The organism is Paraburkholderia sp. J94, assembly GCF_905220285.1.
GTDB classification, from domain to species: domain Bacteria; phylum Pseudomonadota; class Gammaproteobacteria; order Burkholderiales; family Burkholderiaceae; genus Paraburkholderia; species Paraburkholderia tropica_A.
Genome location: NZ_CAJMZH010000017.1, coordinates 129,477 through 149,423 on the forward strand (window position 1 = coordinate 129,477; position 19,947 = coordinate 149,423).

General features: G+C 62.6%; 16 protein-coding genes and 1 tRNA gene. 6 read left to right on the forward strand and 11 right to left on the reverse strand.

Annotation, left to right across the window (positions count from 1 at the left end; translation table 11 throughout):
- Position 1 precedes the first annotated feature (1 nt).
- The 3 genes from mhpD to U4Y88_RS30530 are packed head-to-tail and all read right to left on the reverse strand — an operon-like array spanning position 2 to position 3,670.
- A complete protein-coding gene (mhpD, locus tag U4Y88_RS30520; protein WP_321788500.1) occupies positions 2-802 on the reverse strand; it encodes a 2-keto-4-pentenoate hydratase in 801 nt (266 codons plus the stop codon).
- Between the two features lie 44 nt (positions 803-846).
- Positions 847-1,809 (reverse strand): 3-carboxyethylcatechol 2,3-dioxygenase, encoded by a 963-nt coding sequence (locus U4Y88_RS30525; protein WP_321788502.1) that lies wholly within the window; start codon positions 1,807-1,809, stop codon positions 847-849.
- A 16-nt stretch (positions 1,810-1,825) separates the two neighbouring features.
- Positions 1,826-3,670 carry a bifunctional 3-(3-hydroxy-phenyl)propionate/3-hydroxycinnamic acid hydroxylase gene (locus U4Y88_RS30530; RefSeq protein ID WP_321788504.1) on the reverse strand — a complete coding sequence of 615 codons (1,845 nt, stop codon included), beginning with the start codon at positions 3,668-3,670 and terminating at the stop codon, positions 1,826-1,828.
- A gap of 240 nt (positions 3,671-3,910) precedes the next feature.
- Between U4Y88_RS30530 and U4Y88_RS30535 the strand changes: the two genes are divergently transcribed.
- Together U4Y88_RS30535 and U4Y88_RS30540 are read left to right on the forward strand one after the other, a co-directional pair.
- On the forward strand, positions 3,911-4,708 hold the full coding sequence (locus U4Y88_RS30535; RefSeq protein WP_321788505.1) for a DNA-binding transcriptional regulator: 798 nt from the start codon (positions 3,911-3,913) through the stop codon (positions 4,706-4,708).
- 94 nt (positions 4,709-4,802) lie between these two features.
- A tRNA-Val gene (locus U4Y88_RS30540) sits at positions 4,803-4,879 on the forward strand.
- Between the two features lie 183 nt (positions 4,880-5,062).
- Here the strand turns inward: U4Y88_RS30540 and U4Y88_RS30545 are convergent.
- From U4Y88_RS30545 to U4Y88_RS30560, 4 genes are all read right to left on the reverse strand, one after another.
- Positions 5,063-5,953 (reverse strand): glutamate/aspartate ABC transporter substrate-binding protein, encoded by an 891-nt coding sequence (locus tag U4Y88_RS30545; protein ID WP_415774522.1) that lies wholly within the window; start codon positions 5,951-5,953, stop codon positions 5,063-5,065.
- 96 nt (positions 5,954-6,049) lie between these two features.
- Positions 6,050-7,297, reverse strand: coding sequence for a D-amino acid dehydrogenase (locus U4Y88_RS30550; RefSeq protein ID WP_321788508.1), 1,248 nt, complete (start codon positions 7,295-7,297; stop codon positions 6,050-6,052).
- 149 nt (positions 7,298-7,446) lie between these two features.
- Positions 7,447-9,084 (reverse strand): methyl-accepting chemotaxis protein, encoded by a 1,638-nt coding sequence (locus tag U4Y88_RS30555; protein WP_321788510.1) that lies wholly within the window; start codon positions 9,082-9,084, stop codon positions 7,447-7,449.
- Positions 9,085-9,265: 181 nt separating this feature from the next.
- Positions 9,266-9,787, reverse strand: coding sequence for a phospholipase D family protein (locus U4Y88_RS30560; protein WP_321788511.1), 522 nt, complete (start codon positions 9,785-9,787; stop codon positions 9,266-9,268).
- Between the two features lie 443 nt (positions 9,788-10,230).
- On the opposite strand from U4Y88_RS30560, the gene U4Y88_RS30565 reads away from it, so the two are divergent.
- Together U4Y88_RS30565 and U4Y88_RS30570 are read left to right on the forward strand one after the other, a co-directional pair.
- Positions 10,231-11,865, forward strand: coding sequence for a hypothetical protein (locus U4Y88_RS30565; RefSeq protein WP_321788514.1), 1,635 nt, complete (start codon positions 10,231-10,233; stop codon positions 11,863-11,865).
- A 4-nt stretch (positions 11,866-11,869) separates the two neighbouring features.
- Entirely contained in the window at positions 11,870-13,003 is a 1,134-nt protein-coding gene (locus tag U4Y88_RS30570; RefSeq protein ID WP_321788515.1) for a hypothetical protein, read from the forward strand.
- An 83-nt stretch (positions 13,004-13,086) separates the two neighbouring features.
- Here U4Y88_RS30570 and U4Y88_RS30575 read toward each other — a convergent pair whose 3' ends face one another.
- Positions 13,087-13,995, reverse strand: coding sequence for a LysR family transcriptional regulator (locus tag U4Y88_RS30575; RefSeq protein ID WP_321788517.1), 909 nt, complete (start codon positions 13,993-13,995; stop codon positions 13,087-13,089).
- A gap of 146 nt (positions 13,996-14,141) precedes the next feature.
- On the opposite strand from U4Y88_RS30575, the gene gltP reads away from it, so the two are divergent.
- Both gltP and U4Y88_RS30585 read left to right on the forward strand, forming a co-directional pair.
- The gene (gene gltP / locus U4Y88_RS30580; protein ID WP_321788518.1) at positions 14,142-15,467 is read left to right on the forward strand and encodes a glutamate/aspartate:proton symporter GltP; all 1,326 of its coding nucleotides are present in this window, start codon (positions 14,142-14,144) and stop codon (positions 15,465-15,467) included.
- A 56-nt stretch (positions 15,468-15,523) separates the two neighbouring features.
- The gene (locus tag U4Y88_RS30585) at positions 15,524-16,813 is read left to right on the forward strand and encodes an aminotransferase class V-fold PLP-dependent enzyme (RefSeq protein ID WP_321788520.1); all 1,290 of its coding nucleotides are present in this window, start codon (positions 15,524-15,526) and stop codon (positions 16,811-16,813) included.
- 77 nt (positions 16,814-16,890) lie between these two features.
- On the opposite strand, the gene U4Y88_RS30590 is transcribed toward U4Y88_RS30585, so the two are convergent.
- The 3 genes from U4Y88_RS30590 to U4Y88_RS30600 all read right to left on the reverse strand — a co-directional run bounded on the left by U4Y88_RS30590 (position 16,891) and on the right by U4Y88_RS30600 (position 19,713).
- Entirely contained in the window at positions 16,891-17,403 is a 513-nt protein-coding gene (locus U4Y88_RS30590; RefSeq protein ID WP_321788522.1) for an HPP family protein, read from the reverse strand.
- A 6-nt stretch (positions 17,404-17,409) separates the two neighbouring features.
- Positions 17,410-18,612 (reverse strand): NAD-dependent formate dehydrogenase, encoded by a 1,203-nt coding sequence (locus U4Y88_RS30595; RefSeq protein ID WP_321788524.1) that lies wholly within the window; start codon positions 18,610-18,612, stop codon positions 17,410-17,412.
- 156 nt (positions 18,613-18,768) lie between these two features.
- Entirely contained in the window at positions 18,769-19,713 is a 945-nt protein-coding gene (locus U4Y88_RS30600) for a LysR family transcriptional regulator (RefSeq protein ID WP_321788526.1), read from the reverse strand.
- Positions 19,714-19,947 lie beyond the last annotated feature (234 nt).

Sequence of the window (19,947 nt, forward strand, 5' to 3'; positions counted from 1 at the left end):
ATCAGGCAGTGAAAGTCGCGCGAACGCTGCCGAGGCCTTCGATCTGCGCGGTATAGGTGCCGGGTTCCTTCACGGCGACCATCGGGCCGAGCGCGCCCGTGAGCACCACGTCGCCGGCGCGCAACGGCGTGCCGAGTTGCACCATGCGGTCGGCGAGCCAGACGGCCGCGTTGAGCGGATTGCCGAGACACGCCGCGCCGTTGCCGCGCGACAGCACTTCGCCGTCGCGCGACAATTCCATTGCGCAAGCGGTCAAATCGATTTGCGCGAGCGGCACGGGGCGGCTGCCCACCACGAAACGCGCGCTCGATGCGTTGTCGGCGACCGTATCGACGAAACGAATGTCCCAGTTCTGAATCCGGCTATCGACGATTTCGATCGCCGCGAGTGCATACGCACTCGCATTCAGAATATCGACGAACGTGTGTTTCTCGTGCGTGAGATCGCGGGCGAGCACGAGCGCAATTTCGGCTTCCACTTTCGGCTGGATCAGTTGCGCCAACGAAATGGGTTCGCTATCGCCGTGCGCCATGCTCGCGAACAGCGCGCCGAAATCGGGCTGGTCCACGCCCAGTTGCTTTTGCACCGCGAGCGACGTGAGGCCGATCTTGCGGCCCACGATGCGCTCGCCGTTTTTCACGCGCAGATCCACGTTCGCTTGCTGCACGGCGTAGGCCGTGGCGATGTCGTCGAGCGCGATTTCGCCGCGCACGGGCTCGATGACATTGCGCGTGTGTTCCGCTTCGCGCAAACGCGCCGCTAATGCCGCGATGCGACTCTCATTGCGATGCTGATCGGTCATGCAAACTCTCCTTGTTGCTGTCGATCGTTGTCGATCTGTGTCGATCAAGCCGCCGCCGCGAACTTCGCATCCGCGGGCGAGGCATGCATGGTGGCGAAGCCCGCGATCCACTCGGGAATCTCGCGGTAGTAATCGAGCGACGCGCGATAGTCGCCATACGCGGCGAGCGTGCCGAACGCGGCCACCCAGGTGCGGATCTCGTGCGCCGACTTGCCGCCGTCGCGCGTGATGGCCGCGTTGGTCATGCCGTCCACGGCGGTCAGTTCGCCCGAGGCGAGCTGCGCGAGAAACGCACGGTCCCATTCGGGATTGAGCGGATGCAGCGGGCTGTCGCCTTGCGAAAACGCCCGCGCCGCCGCCACCGTGCGCGCCTGGCGCGCCTCGCGCGATTCGGCCGTGGGATTGCGGCCCGCGATCAGACGCTCGGCCACTTCGGCCGTCGCGCCGATCAATTCGGGCACCGGCGGTTCGTGCGAAATGCCGCCCGAGCCGACCACGAGCACACGCCGGTTCGTACGCGCCAGAAAGCGCCCAATCGCATCGCCGAGCAGACGCGCGCGGCGCAGCGTCGCCATCGGCGGCGCGACCGAATTGATGAACACCGGAATCACCGGATGACGATCGAGACCGCCCGTGAGCACTTCGAGCGCCTGCGCGCAGCCGTGATCGACCTGCATGCGATACGAGAGCGCCACGTCGATATCGGAGGCGAGCACCTGCTCCGCGAGTTCATGCGCGAGCGCAGAAGGCACCGGCAATTCGCCGGCCAGGCTCTTGAAGTCGCCAATCGCCTGCGCTTTTGCGCCGATGCAGAACGGCGGCATCATGTCGTAGAAAAAGCCGTTGAAGTGATCGGGCGCGAACACCACGATCAGATCGGGATTGAAGGCGGCGACGCGCGCACGCGCCGCGCGGCCCACGCGCTCGACTTCCTCGACCACGTCGGGACGCGGATCGAAATAGCCGTGCAAAGGCGTGTGCGAAAGACATTCGAGGTGAATGGGCATGTCGTGTGGCTCCTGCTCAGGCTTCGGCGGCGCGCGCGACGGCGACGTCGGCAAGCGCGGGGCGGCGTGTCGGGGCAACGGCGGCTTTCACGCCGACATCGGTCATGCCGAGCTTGCCCGCGAGTTCGACGATCGCGTCCGAGACCTGCTGCGGCGTGCACACGCCCGCGACGAAGCGGTCCGGGCGCAGCAGCACGACCGACTCCGGCAAGCGGCTGAACCAGTCCTTGAGGCGGCCTTGCACGTCGCCGACCGCGAGCACGTCGGCGGGCACGTCGTCGCCGTAATCGAGCTGCACGTCCGGCTTCGCGACCACGAAGCGCGCGCCCAGGCGTTCCCACAGCGCGCGTGCTTGCGGCGTGAGCCCGAAGGTCGGGTCCGCGCCCCAGGCGAGCAGCGCGAAGCCGTTGCCGATCGCATCGTCCAGACGCACGACGCGGCCATCGGCGAGACGCACGCGCGGCTGCACGAACATGCGGCCAACCGGCGATGCGGCGAGCGGATCGCGGCCATACGCGAGACGACCGAGCAGCGAATCGCGCTTCTGGCTCATCAGCCCGAGCAGGCGGCCGATCGGCCCGCTGCCCGCGCCTTCGAGCGTGCGCGCGAGCCAGCCGCCCTTCGCTTGCGGCGGCGGCAGCAGCACGACGCCCGCTTCGTAACGCGGCATCGGCTTGAAACGCATTTCGACGAAATAGCGCTTCACGGAAGGGAAAACGTTCATCGACTTCACGAACGCATCGCGAAAGCGCGCGCCGAAACGCGTGGTCGGCGCGAAGATATCGCCCGCGACTTCCGAGAGGTGAATCATCGAGCGCGCATGCGCGCGGCGCTCGACCGTATAGGTGTCGAGCAGACGGCCATCGGCGAGACCCTTCGCGACCATCGCGAGTTTCCAGCCGAGATTGTTCGCGTCGCGAATGCCGCTGTTATAGCCCTGTCCTTGCCACACCGGCATGATGTGCGCGGCGTCGCCCGCGAGCAGCACGCGGTCCACACGGAACGTTTCGGCCAGCCGCGCGTTGTGCGTATAGACGCGCTTGCGGATGTAATCGACCTTGTCCGGGTCCGCGACCACCTTGCGGATCAGCGCGGCCATGTTCTCGGGCTTCGAGAGTTCTTCTTCGGTCTCGCCCGGCATCACCATGAATTCGAAGCGGCGAATGCCGTGCGGCAGCGCCGCCGACACATAAGGCCGCGTGTGATCGCAATGCATGTAGATGTGCGGCGAGCCGATCGGGTCGTTGCGCACGTCCACGACGATCCATTGATTCGGCTTCGTGCGGCCTTCGAACGGCACGTTCAGCGCGCGGCGCACGAAACTATTGCCGCCGTCCGCGCCCACCAGGTACGCGGCGCGAATCACGCGGCGCTCGCCATTGGCATCACTCACGTCGATCGATACGCCGTGCGCGTCCTGCACGAAACCGTTCACGTCGTGACCGAACAACACGTCGACATGCTCGAAGCGCGCGAGGCCTTCGTAAAGCACGCAATCGGCGAGCGGCTGAATAAAGGCATTGCGGCGCGGCCAGCCGAATTCGTCGGTGCGCGGTTCGAGCGACGCGAAACAGTGACCGTCCTTCGTCACGAAGCGCATCCAGTGGTCGGGCGTGGTGTGTGGCACGAGCGCGTCAGCGAGACCGATCGACTGGAACACGCGCAATGCTTCGTCATCCAAACCAATTGCGCGCGGATAGTCGATAATCTGGTCGAGCTTTTCGATGAGCGTGACGCGCACGCCTTGCAGACCGAGAATGTTGGCGATCGTGAGGCCGACCGGACCCGCTCCGATGATGGCGACGTCGGTGACGTGCTGGCGAGGGCGGACGGAATCCGCCTGATGAGGCGTGGTGTGCATGTTGTCTCCTGTTTGGACCGCCCAGGCGCTCGTGCGCCGCGTGCGGTCCCATGCAGAACTGTCGCGCGGCTCGGCGGCCGCTGCGGGTGCTGACAGGTCTTGCCTGGAACGAATCACCGGCTCGGGCGTTTTGCCGCAGACCGGTGAATGAAAGCGAGTCTAGGGGCGTGCCTACGCCCGCTCAACAATTTCGAAGAAATGTGCATAGAATGCACATGACTGATTTAAAAGAGATTTTTAATGACAAAGTATGCAAACGTGCGCGGTCTCGCGCGCGGCCTGCAGGTGCTCCGGGCGCTCAACGCGATGGAGAACGGGCGCGCGACGAGCCAGCAACTGAGCGAGGCCACGGGCCTGCATCGCACCACCGTGCGGCGTTTGCTGGAGACGCTCGTCGAAGAGAATCTCGTGCGGCGTAGTGCCTCCGACGACAGCTTTCGCCTCACGCTCAACGTGCGCGAGCTGAGCGAAGGCTTCACCGACGACGAACTGATCGCCACCGTCGCGCCGCCGATCATGGCGCAGATGATGCAACGCATCGTGTGGCCCTCCGACCTCACGACACCCGACGGCGACGCGATGATCGTGCGCGAAACCACGCACCGTTTCAGCCCGCTCTCGTTTCACCGCTCGATGGTCGGGCGGCGTTTGCCGCTATTGCTCACGTCGGCGGGCCGCGTCTATCTGGCGATGTGCCCCGAGGCTGAACGCGAGGACATGCTCGATCTGCTGCGCGCGGGCGCGGGCGGCGAGCAGCAGCAGAAGCTCGCATCGGACCCGGGGTTCATCCGCAATCTCGTGCGGCAGACGCGCGCCGACGGCTTCGGCTCGAATCACGGCGACTGGGCCGACCAGCGCAAGATCGGCGCGCTCGCGGTCGCCATCGAAGCGCATGGCCGCGTGCTCGCGAGCCTCAACGTGATCTATCTGGAGCAGGCCATGCCGCCGCAGGAAGCGGTGCGCCGCTTCGTGCCGGAACTGCAGCGCGCGGCGAAGGAAATGGTGGAGGCGATGGAGCGGCAGGAAGGCGAGGCGTGAGCCTGTTTGCCCACGCCCTTTCCAGCAATTCACGCAATTTTCAAAAAGGGGCTTGCGCACCTGCGGGAGTGTCTCTATAATTCGCGCTCTCAACAGGCTCGTAGCTCAGTTGGTTAGAGCACCACCTTGACATGGTGGGGGTCGTTGGTTCGAATCCAATCGAGCCTACCAACGAATATAGCGGTATCGCGTAGCGGCTTTATCATGCTTACGCAGTGAATATGGCGCATTCCTTCACGGGTCTGCGCCATTTTCTTTTTGCGCGTTCAGCGTGCGCGTTCAGCGCGCGCGAATAACATCACGCAACAGCGCGCAACATCACGCGCGCACCAATCGCCACGCCAAATCACCGAATCAATCGAGCGCCTTGTCGTTCGGATGCGCGAACAATTCCTTCATCTGCTGTGAAAGCGGATAGTCGAGATTCATGCCATTGGGCGGAATCGGCTGCGTGAACCATTTCGTATAGAGCTTCGCCATCTCGCCCGAGGTCTGCATCTTCGCGACGGTCTCATCGACGAGCGCCTTGAATTGCGGATCGTCGCGACGCAGCATGCACGCGTAGTTTTCCGATACCGGCGGCGTGCCCGCCACGACATAATCCTGCGGATTCTTCGTCTTCGCGCGCTCGCCGTAGAGCAGCGGCTCATCCATCACGAAGGCCACCGCGCGGCCCGTCGTCACATTGAGGAATGACTCGGCGTGGTCCTTCGCGCTGATGATCGTCATGTTCATGCGCTTCTCTTCGTTCATCTTGCGCAGCATGCGTTCGTCGGACGTGCCCGCCGTGGTCGCGACCGTATTGCCCGCGAGATCCGCGAAATCCTTCACGCCCGAATCCTTGCGCGTGATAAAGCGAATGCCGTAAAGAAAAATGCTATTCGAAAACGCGGCCTGATTCTGACGCTCGAACGTATTCGTGGTCGAACCGCATTCGAGGTCGATCGTGCCGTTCTGCACCAGCGGAATACGGTTTTGCGACGTGATGGGAATTGTGCGCACCTTGAGGTTCGGCGTATCGGTTTTCTGCTTGATCGCATCGACGATCTTCAGCGCGATTTCCTGCGAATAGCCAATCACGTTCTGATTCTGGTCGTAATACGAAAACGGAATCGACGACTCGCGCGTGCCGAGCACGATCACGCCGCTGTCGTGCACTTTCTTGAGCGTGCCCGTGAGTTCTTCCGCCTGCGCCGCGCTCGCGAACATCGTCGCCGCCAATGCGCTTGCCCCGATCACGCCCATCACGCCCATCACGCCGATTTTTCTCATGCCGATCATCGTCCTGTTCTCCCGACTGGTGTAGTGAAAATATGCGTTCAACGTCTTCGTTCAATGCGCTCATCGGCCAGGCGCGAAGGCCGCGCCGTCGAGCGGCAGCGTGCGGTTCGCAAGCCGGTCCGCCAGCAGTTGCGCGCTGCCGCACGCGAGCGTGAAGCCCAGCGCGCCATGCCCCGTGTTCAGCCACAGATTGCGAAACTGCGTGGCGCCGATCAGCGGCTTGCTGTCCGGCGTGGCGGGCCGCATGCCCGTCCAGGTTTGAATCGCGCCGTAGTCGCCGGCCTCCGGGAAGGTCTCGCGCGCCTGACGCGTGAGCAGCGCGATGCGCTCGCGATCGGCGTGCGCGCTCATGCCCGTGAGATCGACCATGCCCGCAATGCGCAAGCGCTCGCCGAGCGGCGCGTAGACCACCTTGTGATGCGCGTCCGTGACCGACACACGCGGCGCGCCGTGTTCGCGCGCGTCGGGCAGCGTGAGGCTGTAACCCTTGAGCGGATAGACCGGCACGCTCACGCCGAGCGAGGCCAGCATCGGCTGACTCTGGAAACCGAGGCACACCACGAAGGCATCGGCCTCGATCTCGCCTTGCGACGTGATCGCCGCCTGCACTACCGATCCATTCGTACGGAGTCCAGACAATTCCGCGCCGAGCTGCAACTGCACGCCGTCGCGCTGCGCGGCACGCGCGAGATGGCGCGTGAAGCGGTCGCAATCGCCGGCCTCCTCGCCGGGCGTATGGATGCCGCCGACGATTTCTCTGCCGATATGCGCGAGCGCCGGTTCGAGCGCAACGCAGGCCGCACCGTCGAGCACATGCTGCTCGCAGCCGAATTGCGCCTGATAATCCGCTTGGCGACGCGCGCCCTCGAAGCCTTCACGGTCGCGATACACGACGAGCTTGCCGTTGCGCACGTAATCGAAATCGAGCGCCTCGCGCGCAACGATCTCATGCATCAAACGCCGGCTCAGCAAGCCGAGCCCGAGCAATTCCGCCGTGGTCTGCCGGCTGCGCGCACGCGTGCAGGCACGCAGAAACGCCAGACACCAGCGCCACTGATGCGGATCGAGACGCGGCACGAAACGCAGCGCGGCATCGCGCGACAACAGCCAGTGCGGCAGCTTCGGCAGCACCGAGGGATCGGCGAGCGGCGCCACGTATTGATAGCTCAGCTGGCCGCCGTTGGCGTGACTGGTCTCCTGCGCCACGTCCGCGTGACGCTCGACGAGCGTCACCTGATGTCCATCGCGAGCGAGAAAATACGCGGTCGTCACACCGATGACGCCGCCGCCCAACACGCAAATTCGCATAGCCCGTTTGTTCCTGCCTGGTTCTCGTCTGGTGCTCGTTTAGCATCCACGGCACCAGTCTTACCAGGCAAAAAACGGAACTCAATTGCGATTTGCGCGGGGGATATAACTTCAGGTTAAGTCCTGCGCACAGGCCGCGCGGCGCGCACTCACGCGAGCGCAGGCTCCGCGCCCGCGCGCAGCGCGCCGTCGGCGGCCTGTGCGTCCTGCGCGATGCGGCGCGCGCCGTGGCCCTGCGCACCGCCGAGATTGAACACGGCCACCGCCTCGCGCAGCGTGTTGGCCTGCGCTTCGAGCGACTGCGCCGCGGCCGCCGCTTCTTCCACGAGCGCCGCGTTGCGCTGCGTGACCTCGTCGATCTGCGCGACGGCGCGGTTCACCTGCTCGATGCCGTCGCTCTGCTCGTGCGTCGCGGCCTCGATCTCGCTCATGATGCTGCTCACGCGCGCAACGGCGTCGCGCGCCGCGCCCATCGTGTGACGCGCCTCGTCGACGAGACGCGCGCCCGCGCCCACCGTCGCGACCGACGCCGTGATCAGCTCCTTGATCTCCTTGGCCGCCGTGCCCGAGCGCTGCGCGAGGCTGCGCACTTCGGCGGCCACCACCGCGAAGCCGCGCCCTTCCTCGCCCGCGCGCGCGGCCTCGACCGCCGCATTCAGCGCGAGGATGTTGGTCTGGAACGCGATGCCTTCGATGATGCCGGTGATCTCCTCGACCTTGCGCGACGACGACGAGATATCGTTCATCGTCTCGTTCACGCGCGCGACCACGTCGGCGCCGCGCGACACGGTGTCGAGCGCGCCTTGCGCGAGCCCGCTCGCCTCCTTGGCCGCCGTGGTGTTCTGGCGCACCGCCGACGACAATTCCTCCAGGCTCGCCGCCGTCTCCTCCAGCGCGGCCGCCTGCTGCGAAGTGCGGCTCGACAGATCGGCGTTGCCCGAAGCGATCTGGTCCGCGCCCAGCGTAATTTCATGCGTGCTGCCACGCACGCGCGCGACCGTACCGATCAAACCTTCGCGCATCTGCGCGAGCGCGCCGAGCAGCTGGCCCATTTCGTTGCTGGAGCGCACGCGCACGTCCACGGTCAGGTCGCCGGCCGCGATGCGCTGAAAGTGGCGAATCGCCTGATCGACGGGCTTCACGACGGCCGCCGCGAGCCCCTTGCGCGCGACGAGGCCAAGCACGATGCCGATCACGCCAATCGCGCCGAATACGATGATCGACATCTGGAAACGCGTGGCCGCGACTTCGCCGTCGCGCTGCTCGCGAGCGGTCTGCCATTGTTCGAGCGCGTCGATGGCCTTCGCGTAGATGGCGTAATAACGGTCGGCGGTCTCGCCCTGAATCGTGCGGAAGGTGTTGAAGTCGTTATCGACGAGCGCCTTGTATTCGGGTTCGAGCGCCTGCGCGACGAGCGCCGCGCGCGCCTGCGCGACGGCCTTGGCGAGCCGCGCTTCTTCATCGTCGGCGAAGGGACCGGCGCTGTAGCTCGCGAAATCCTTGCTCGAATCGACGAGCACCTTGTGCGCCTGTTCGAGCAGCCCTTCCGTGGATTTGCCGACGCTGAACAGCGTCTCGTAGCCGCCGAGCGCGAGCCGCACCTGCAAAAGCCGCTCGGAACTCGTCTTGAGCGCGGCGAGCGACTGGGCGCTGCGCTGCGTATCGACGAGGCTCTCGTTGGTCAGCTTGAGCGCCCCGTACGCCACGCCGATCACTACCAGCAGAAAGGCAACGAATAGGCTGATGACGAGGGTAAGCCCTCCGCGAATCGTGATATTCCTGAGCATCTGGTCGGTCTCCTGGATTTTTTATCGCGGCATGCAGCCGCCCGCGCAATCTCGCGCTTCGCAGGGACTAACGGCAGGTTTGATTCATCCCCGTATAGGGGATATCCATGAGGCAATGAAGATATATCGCGCGGCGATTTCAATTATTGGGAAATTCGTGCAATTTCCGTAATAGTGAGATTCAAGTCGCATTGAGTGAAATGGCTTTGCGCCTCCGATTCACGGCGCGTCGGCAGCGTCGATCGAGATGCTTGAGATAGTCAGCAATTTCCTGGTGCTGCGCGTCGCCCAATTCTCCGCTCAGCAATACCGACACTTCTTCGTTTCGTTGCAAACCGCCATTAGTGAGATTCGCCGACCCGAGCACCGCGTGATAACGCCCTTGCGATTCGAAGTAATAGATCTTCGCGTGTAGGTAAAAGTCCTGCTCGACGATAACGTGATCGATACCGAGTCGGGCAAGTTCGCTGATCGCCATCTCCTCAGTTTCTTCTTGCTTGTCGGCTGGCCGGTTCGAATACACCGTCACACGGACTCCGCGCTGAACCGCGTCTTGCAGTTCCGCCAGAAGTGCGATCACGCCGCCTCGCTTCAGCCAGCCAGAGCAGAGCACCACGCGCTCCGCACCCGCGAAAAGTTTGCGCAAGGTCGCGAGGTGATTCCGTTTCCTGGTTCGATGCAGGTTAGATATGAGCGTCAGCATGAGTGATGGCCTGGAGATGGGGTTTTGTAAGCCTGGGAGCGAAGATTAATGCACGACTTTGCCGCTTTCAACCGCCAGAGCCAGACACGAGCGGAAGCCGTGCCCGCAAGACCGCTCCCTGCATCCTCGTAATGGCCTGAAAAAAATGCTCAAAGAATTTTTTATCGTTCACCTCTCATCTCATTCGAATTTCCATTCGCGCGCAATTGCTGCCTGCAAACGTTTCAATTCACATAAATTGCTCCAAATATTGATTCCCTTAAAGATCTCTCGAATTCACCGCCACGAATTTCTGTCCCTCCGAATATCGTTATCGGCTTAACGCTCCTCAAGAAAGATGACTTACCGCCGATATCTCGACGGTATTCAGTCCGACTTGATTTGCCGCACTTGGCCGTAGCCTGACTAAAGCATTCTCTTTTTGACCCGGATTGCGTTCCGATATGACTACATTAGAACCTGTCGCGGCTTCGTTGAGCCGCACCGCGCTTTCCACTGAAACATCGGCACCGAGTTCGCGCGAATTGCGCGAGCGTCGCCTCGATGAACTGCTTGAAAGCTGCAAGCAACAAACGCTGCAGCAGATCATCGGCCCGTTCGGCCTCACGCCGGCCATGTTCGACGACAAGACCGGCGGCAATGTCACGACGCTACACAATTTCGAAAAAGGCATCACGGCGACGCAGAACGACGCCGCCGCCTATTCGGAATGGCAGGACAAGCAGTCGAATCCGATCGACCGGACGGCGTACGGCAAAACCTTTCCCGCGAAGCGCAAGGCGATGTTCCAGAAGGACGAGCCCATCATCAGCGCGTACACGGGCAAGGAACTGCCACGCGACGGACGCACGCATCTCGATCACGTGAATTCGGTCAAAAGCATCGAGATCGACAGCCGCGCCAATCTCTTCATGAACGAAGCGCAGCGCGTGGAGATGGCGAACGCGCCGGAGAATCTCGTTCCGGCCGAGCACGACATCAACCAGTCGATGCAGGACAAGGTCAAGCTCGACTGGGCGAAGGCCGAGCGCAAGAAGACGCCAGGCCAGACCAATGCGGAATCGTTCGGCGTCGACGTGGATCTGGTCAAGAAGACGCAGGACAAAGCCGATCACCACCGCAAGATCGAAACGCTCAAGGCCCAGGCGAAGAAGCAAGGCGCGGAACTCGCCTCGACCTGCGCCACGGAAGCGGGCAAAAACGCGTTGCGTCAGGCGATCGGCGTGCTGCTGCACGAGTTCGTCAACAGCAGCTATGTGGAAGTCGCGATCATCGTCCGCTCGCCCGCGCCCACGGAGAATTTCGTCGACCGTGTGACCGAGGCGCTCAAGCGCACGCTGGATCGTGTCACAGCCAAGCTCGGCCACGCTTTCGACGCGCTCATCGAAGGCGGCGTTCAAGGCGCGGTGAGCAATCTGCTCACGTTCATCATCAATAACGTCGTCACAACGTCCGCGAAGATCGTCACCGTCATTCGCGAAAGCTTCAAGGGCCTCTGGCAAGCCATCAAGATCCTCTGCTTCCCGCCGAAGGGCCTCTCCGCAATGGAGGCCGCGCGCCAGGCCACGAAGATCATTGCAGGCGTGATCACGACCAGCGTCGGACTGCTGTTCGAGCAGTCCATCAAGGGCTTCTTGATCAGCATTCCCTTTCTCGCGCCGCTGGCCGCCTACGTGGCGCCCGTCATCACCGGCATTCTGACCGGGCTGATGACGGCGTTGACGGTCTACGCGATCGATCGGCTTTTCGACTGGCTATCGCAAACCGGCACCGAACATCTCGAGGCGCAGATCGACACGCTCGAAGCCGACGCGGCGCTCGGCGAGCGGCTCGCCACCTTCATCGAGCAACAGTATCAGCACTCGCAGCGCTACCAGGAAATGCTCGCCTGCTATGAGGCGATGGCCGAAGACCTGCAGAGAGCCGAACACCACTTGATGGCCGCCGTGGACACGGCGGCCGCCTCCATCGAGATCGGCGCGAGCACGCATGCAGCGCTCAGCGGCGGTCTCGAACACATGAAGCAGATGGACGACGAACTCGAGCGCCTGCTCGCAGACTATTGCACCAAACCTTGAAACCATGAACGACCTTATCCTGGACATCGCGAAGATTGACGTACCCCACGATCTGCTTTCCCAGATCGACGTGAACGACGTGCTGGCGAAGTTCCGCAACAACTTCAAGCGACTCGACGAACTGAAGCGCGCACGCAACGAGCACGAGCAGCGCAATGCGCTCATGCGCTGGTGGCACAACGACAAGCTGAAGGATGCGCAACTCGACGCGCAGGAGTTGCAGGCCGAGTTCTCCAAGAGCCTCGCGCAACTGATGGTCATCAGCATGATGCAGGCGCAGCGGCTCGCGCATCAGCAGGATCAGATCGGGTCGCAGCAGCGCGAACTGAAGCGTCAGACCGAGCGTCTCGAATCGCATACGGTGCAGCTCGACCAGCAGCAACAAAAGCTGCATATTCAGGCGGTCGAACTGAAGGATCTGGTCACGCAATTCTTCGAGCTGCGCGGCTTGACGCAGGAAGGCGCGAGGCAACTCATCACCATCGCTGCCGAGGTGAAGGGAACGCGCAACGAGCTGATCGAATCGGTGCAGGCGACCGCCGCCAACATGCGCGACGAGCACGCCGTACTGGAGAAGTTCGTCAAGGACGTTGCCGCCTCGCTCAGCGCATCAGTGACGGAAAAGAACGAGCAATTGAGTCAGCAAGTTGCCGCGCAATGCGCCGCACTGACCAGCCGACTCGAAGCCGCGCAGGCCCACGGCGCCGCGCGTCTCGACGAGATTAGCGTGACGCTCGACGGGCACGTGAGCCACACGCAGAAGCAAGGCGAAGCGCTCGTGTCGCGCCTCGAAGCCACGGACGCGCGGCACGCGCAAACGCAGCTCGCCATCGACGGTCTGCTCGCGCGCCAGCAAGCCATGAATGCCGGCATTGAAGCGAATGGCACGCGTATCGGCGTTCATGCCGAGTCGCTCGCTCAACTCAAATCGGAACTCGAAGCGAGCAAGATGCAGGCGCACGACTTGCAGGCGCAGCTGGAAAAAGCCGAGAGCACCGCGAATCTGAATGCGACCAAGGCCAACGAGGCGAACTTGCGCGTTCAGCGTCTGGCGCGGATCAGCACGGTGTTTTCGGGTCTTGCCCTGGTTGGCGTCGTGGTGAGCCTCGCCAGCGCGGCGCACTGGATTCACCTCTAAGATCGCTTCGCGAGTGAGCACGCCCACGCCACGTATGAAGGCGGTGGGCGTGCTTCGATTGCTGTGCTTTCCCCTTCCCTGCTTCAACTCCCCGGATCCAGCAAATTCGACGAGAAGTCGCACGACTGCGCCGCCAGCCGCGCCACAGCGGCGCTCAGCGAATGCGACTGCTCCGCGCGATGCATGGCGACGTATTTCACCGGCGGCAATGCCGGCCGCGTCGGCACCACCACTAGCGCGCGCCGCTTGAGCATGCGCGCGAGACACGCCTCAGGCAGATAACTCACCCCGAGCCCCGAAAGCGTGAGGCCGACTTGCGCAATGAGGCTATTGCTCGCCAGCACTTTCTGCAAGACCACGCCTTGCTCCGCCAGAAATCGGCTGTACACAAAGCCTGTCCCCGACAATCCGCCTTGCAGAATCAGCGGAAACTTCGCGATGTCCGCGAGCGGAATGGCACGCTTGCCCGGCGCGAGACTCGCCGCACACATCCACGCGTTCTGCACCTGCCCCACGAGCGTCGACGCATACGGCTCGACCTCGTGCGTCTGCGGCACGATGATGACGTCCACCGTCGCCGCCGCCAGCCGCTCGCGCAAGGTCGCGTTGAGATCGACCTCCGCTTCGACCTGCACCTTCGGGTATTCGGCCTGAATCGCCGCGATCAAGCGCGGTAGCCAGGTCAGCGCCGTGAGTTCCGTCACGCCGATGCGAATCTGCCGAACCAGCGTCTCCTTCGAACTCATGCGCTCGACGAGCTGATCGCGCCGCTCCAGCAACTCCCTCGCGTGCTCGAAGAATTCCGTGCCCTTTTCCGTGAGACGCGCGCTACGGTTCGCGCGGTCGAAAACCGCCACATCGAACGCGCGCTCCAGTTCCTGCACGCGTTTCGATATCGCCGATTGCGTGGTGTTCAGCCGCGTGGCCGCGGCCTCGAACGAGCCGAGCTGAACGATCCAGTACAAGGCTTCCATCTGTTTGAATGTCAGCATGGCCCGAATTTCACATCACTAAAAGCGATAGTTTCTCATAGAAAAAAATCGCTTTTTTAGTTCATTTTGGCTGGTTACTTTTCCCTCAACGAGTCCCGCACGAGGCTCGGTTTATCCCTATCCATCGATACGTGTCTGGAGAACGCATGGAATCCGTCATGGAAGCACCCCAAGCCGAGCACGCGGCGCGCAAGCCGCGCGTCGGGCTCGCGTGGCAAATCGTTATCGGGCTCGTTGTCGGCATCGCGGTGGGGCTCGTGCTCAACCGTTTTCCCGAATCGCGCGAATCCGTCATCAACGGCTTTCTGCAACCGGCCGGCGATATCTTTATCCGTCTGATCAAAATGGTCGTGGTGCCGATCGTCTTCACGAGCATGGTGATGGGCATCGCGGGCGTGGGCGACGGGCGCTCGCTCGGCCGCATCGGCTTCAAAACGCTGCTCTATTTCGAAATCGTCACGACTATCGCGATCGTGATGGGCCTCGTGCTCGGCAACGTGCTGCATCCGGGTCTCGGCACCGATCTTTCCCAGCTCGGCCACACCGATATCTCGCGCTATCAGCAGACCACGCAGCAGACCCAGGGCCATCACGGCTTCATGGCGCTGCTGCTGAGCATCATTCCCGACAACATCGTCATGGCGATGGGACGCGGCGATCTGCTGCCGGTGATTTTCTTTTCCGTGCTGTTCGGTCTCGGCCTGCAATCCGTACCGGCCGAATATCGCCAGCCCGTGCTCGCGACCTTCAAAGGCATCAGCGATGCGATGTTCAAGGTCACCGGCATGGTGATGCGTTACGCGCCGTTCGGCGTGTGCGCGCTGATCGCCGTAACGGTCGCGAGTTTCGGTTTCGGTTCGCTGTTGCCGCTCATTAAACTCGTCGCGGTGACTTATCTCGCGATCATTCTGTTTGCGGTGTTCGTGCTCGGCATCGCGGCGCGGCTGTTTGGCTTCAATATCTTCACGCTGCTGCGTGTCATCAAGGACGAATTGATCATTGCGTTTTCCACCTGCAGTTCGGCGACGGTCCTGCCGCAACTGATGAAAAAGATGGAGGACTTCGGCGTGCCGAAAAGCATCACGACGTTCGTGGTGCCCACGGGCTACACGTTCAATCTCGATGGTGCCTCGATTTATCTCGGCATCGGCACGCTATTCGTCGCGCAGCTTTATGGCGTGCATCTCGGCCTGCAAGAACAGATCGTGCTCGTGCTGACGATGGTGATCACATCGAAAGGCGCGGCAGGCGTGCCCGGCTTCATGTTCGTGATCTTGCTGACGACGCTTGCGAGCGCCGGACTGCCGCTCGAAGGGCTCGCGTTTATTGCGGGCGTCGACCGGATCATGGATATGGGACGCACGGCGCTGAACGTGGTCGGCAACGCGCTCGCGCCGCTCATCATCGCCAAATGGGAAGGCCAGTACGACGCGGAAAAGGGCAAGGCCTATATCGCGTCGCTGGACGCGTGAAATTCGAAAAAGCAGATTAGTCAGGAACAGCAATCATGGAACGAGGAGCAAATGAGATGAGCCGTATTCGCGGGCAGTTGTTTTCCGATTCGATCATGGAGGAAATCAAGCGCCGCTTTCATTTTGTCGATCACGATATCGACGGCCGTGCGCGTCTCTTCTTCGATAATGCCGGCGGTTCGTTCCGTTTGAAATCGGCGCTGGAAGCCTTCGCCCAGGTCGATGCATTGCCCGATTGTCCCGAGCGCATTCACGAACGCGCGCTCGTGTTGCAGGACATTCAAACGCGCGGTGAAGACGACGTGCGCCGTATTCTTAACGCGCGCAACGGCAGCGTGTATCTTTCGCTGACCGCATCGGCGGCGATGTTCGAGATGGTGCGAGCCGTCATGGAGAACGTGCCGGGCACGAACGCCGTGACGACCATACTCGAACATCCGTCGTCCTTCGATGCGATGACGATGTACTGCGAGCGCACCGGCAAAACGCTGCGCGTCGCGCCCAGCAATGCCGAAACCGGCGGCGTCGATGTCGATGCCATCGTCTCGCTCATCGACGACGATACCGCGCTACTGAGCGTGATGTATGCCTCGAATATTTCGGGCGCGAAGCTGGATATCGCCGCGATCGTCGAACGTGCGCGTGCGCGCAAGCCCGATCTCTTCATCATCGTCGACGCGGTGCAACACGCGCCGCACGCGGTCATCGACCTGCAAAAGACGCCCGTGGACGGCATCAACTTCGCGCCGTACAAGTTCTTCGGCTGCCGCGGCGCGGGCGTGACGTGGCTATCGGAACGGCTCGCTACGCTTCCGCATCATCGGCTCGCCGCCAAGGAAAACGGCGTCTGGGAACTCGGCAGCCCCGCGCCCGCGCAGTTCGCCGTGGTGAGCGCAATCGTCGATTACGTGACGTGGATCGGCGCCCAATTCAGCGACGCTAACGACCGCCGCGAGTTGTTCGTGCAAGGCATGCAGCGCATCGAAATGCACGAGCGCGCCCTGCTTGCCTTGTTGCTCGACGGCGTGGACGAGCAGCGCGGGCTGCGCGCCATCGAAGGCGTCAGCGTGTTCTGGGATCACGACGACCTCACGCGCCGCGATCTGATTGCGGGCATCGGCTTCGATCATCTCGATCCGACCGCCGCCGTGCGCGCTTATGAAGAACGCGGCGTGATCGTCTACGAGCGGATCGCAACGAGCCTCTATTCCGGGCGCATGTTGAAGTCGTTCAAGCTCGACGGCGCGGTGCGCATCTCGCCGCTGCATTGCCACGCGCCGAGCGATATTGCGAAATTTTTGGCCGTAACGGAAGCGATTGCGCGCGAGAACCGGCTTGCGGGATAACCCCGCTGTTTAATCGCATTGCTGATGCGCCGGCACAGAGAACTCCTCCGCGCCGGCGTCATCACGAACTTCACGCATCACTTCGCCCGATGCGGCCACGCCCCGCGCCGGACGACCGACCAGTAAACCCAGCCGATCACAACCAGCATCACGGCGCCTAACATCGTTGGGAGTACCAGGAAAGACCAGCCCGGCTGCGCGGCGAAGATAATGACCGGATTGCTTCCAGCGGGTGGATGAACCGTTCGCGTCAGCATCATCAGCATCAGCGCGCAAGCGGCGGCGATCGCCATCGGCATCGTGCCGGGTCCGAACAGATGCAGACAAAGCAGGCCCGTCAGCGAAGTCAGAACATGTCCTCCAATGATGTTTCGCGGCTGCGAAAACGGGCTGGACGGAAAGCCAAACAGCAGCACGCAGGTGGCCCCGAATGAACCGAGAATCCACGGTTCCGAGGTCTCTTGCGCCAACACGCCCACGAGCGCCAACGCAACGAATGCGCCCAGGCCGGCAAGCAGCATGCCGCCCGCCTGGGTGCGCCACGTCGAGGCTCCGTTGGCGCTCGCGGTAGCGGCGGACGGAGTCGTCATGAGCGATCAGGCCACCTTGAAGCGGGCCGCTTCTTCCGAGCCCTTCGTCGCGTTGCCCGCGCTGTACGAGTGCGCGCCCACACCGGCAAGCTTGCCGCCTTGCACGATCAGATATTCATCGCGAATCGGACGACCCTCGAAATAGCATTCGAGAATTTCGCGCGTGCCCGCCGCGTAGCGCGCCTGCGCGGAAAGGCTGGTGCCGGAGATATGCGGCGTCATGCCCTGATTCGGCATGCTGCGCCACGGATGATCGGCCGGCGCGGGCTGCGGGAACCAGACGTCGCCGCCATAGCCCGCCAGCTGGCCGCTTTTCAGCGCGTCGACAATCGCGTCGCGATCGCAGAGCTTGCCGCGCGCCGTGTTGATCAGATACGCGCCGCGCTTGAAATTCTTCAGCGTCTGCGCATTGATCATGTGCTCGGTCTCGGGATGCAGCGGGCAATTCAGCGTGACCACGTCGCAGACGCGCGTGAGGCTTTCGAGGCTCGTGTGATGCGTGAGATTGAGTTCCTTCTCCACCGACTCGGGCAGACGGTGACGATCGAGATAATGCAGCTTCATGTCGAACGGCTTGAGCAGACGCAGCACGCGCAAACCGATGCGGCCCGCCGCCACCGTGCCCACGTGCATGCCCTCGATATCGTACGAGCGCTCGACGCAATCGGCGATATTCCAGCCGCCGTTATTGGCCCAGTTATGCGAGGGAATATAGTTGCGCACGAGCGCGAGCGTCGTCATCACCACGTGCTCAGCCACGCTATTGCTGTTGCAATAGGTGACTTCCGCCACGGTGATGCCGCGATCCATCGCGGCCTGCAAATCGGTGTGATCCGAACCGATGCCGGCAGTGACGATCATCTTGAGCTTCTTCGCCTTCGCGATGCGCTCGGCCGTCATATAGGCCGGCCAGAACGGCTGCGAGATCACGATTTCGGCGTCGTGCAGTTCGCGGTCGAGCACGCTGTCCGCGCCGTCCTTGCTCGACGTCACCACGAGTTGATGATCGTGCGATTCCAGATATTGGCGCAGGCCCAGTTCGCCCGACACGCAACCGAGCAAATGGCCCGGCGTGAAGTCGATGGCGCGCGGCGTCGGCGTGGTTTGTCCGTCGGGATAGCGCGTGATTTCAGGAAGCGAGTCGCGCGCGTATTGCTTCGGCATACCGTTGACCGGATCGTCGTAAAGCACACAAACAATTTTTGCCACGATGTTGTCTCCACTCTGAGGGGCGAGAATCCGGTGGCCCTTGGCGCCGCCGGCTGTACGACCGCGCTGCATGCGATCGATCGACGGACAGAGTGTCGACGAGAAGCTCGATAGCGATCCAATTCTTTCGATGTATGAGCTGATAAGCGAGACTTATCAAACGGCCGACGACGCTTCGACGGACACGCGCGGCCGCTCGATGAAGGCATCGAAACGGGCCTGCAAATCAAGGTGTTTCGCGGCTTTCCACAGCGCCGCGACTAGCGGTGGTCGCGACGGCAGATCGCGCGCGATCAGGCCGATCTCGCGCGTGAGTTCGGGTTCGAGCGGCGTCACCGCATCGCGCTGCGTGCCGTCCATGACGCTCAGCACGCTATGCGGCAGCACCGTATGAAGACCCGCATGCTGCACGTTCGACATCAGCGTGAGCAGCGAATCGGCTTCGAGCACGACTTTGGGTTGCACGCCTGCGCGACGAAACGCAGCGTTGATCACCTGACGATTCTGCATTGAGGAATCCAGAAGACCGAATTGCAATTCGCCCAATGCATCCCAGCGGCGCGCGCCCGAGCACAGACTCTTGCCCGTTCCCGATGGCGACACGAGCACATAGCGCTCGCGATACAGCGAATGCACTTCGAACCCGGCCTGCGTGTGATCGTCGAGATAGGTGAAGCCGATGTCGAGTTCGTAGTCGTCGAGCTGCCGCAGGATGGCGTCCGAACTCAGCGAGCGCACCGCGAAGCTCAGCCTCGGATGCGCCTCGCGACAGGTCGAGATCAGCATGCTCACGACCGGCATCGTCGTGGGAATCACGCCGATTCGCACCGTGCCGGTCAGCAGATTCGACGCGCAGACGTCCTGCCGCATGTGATCGAGCGCCGCGATGGTCTGCCGCGCCCAGCCGAGCACGCGTTCGCCCTCCTCGGTGAGACCGAGAAAGCGGCGGCCGCGCCGCACGATCACGAGCCCGAGTTCGTTTTCGAGGCTGCGTATCGCGGACGAAAGCGCCGGCTGCGTGACATTGCAGAGTTCCGCGGCGCGCGCGAAATGCTGCTCCCTGGCCAACGTCACGAGGTAGTTGAGTTGACGGATGAACATCGCCTGTCTCCCGATTCGGAGGGCGGCGCACCGCTTCGGATGACACGCCCGCAAGATTCCGCCCCCGTTATGTCCGCTGATATATTACGCTAACTTTGGACTTGTACGGCGTAAGCGGCATAAACGGCGTGAGCGTGGTCGGCGGCGGTCGGGCGGTTCGGGTTCGGTGCGCCGACGATGGCAAATTCGTCGCTGTAAAAAAGAAAGGGCAAGGCGTTTCGCCTTGCCCTTTTT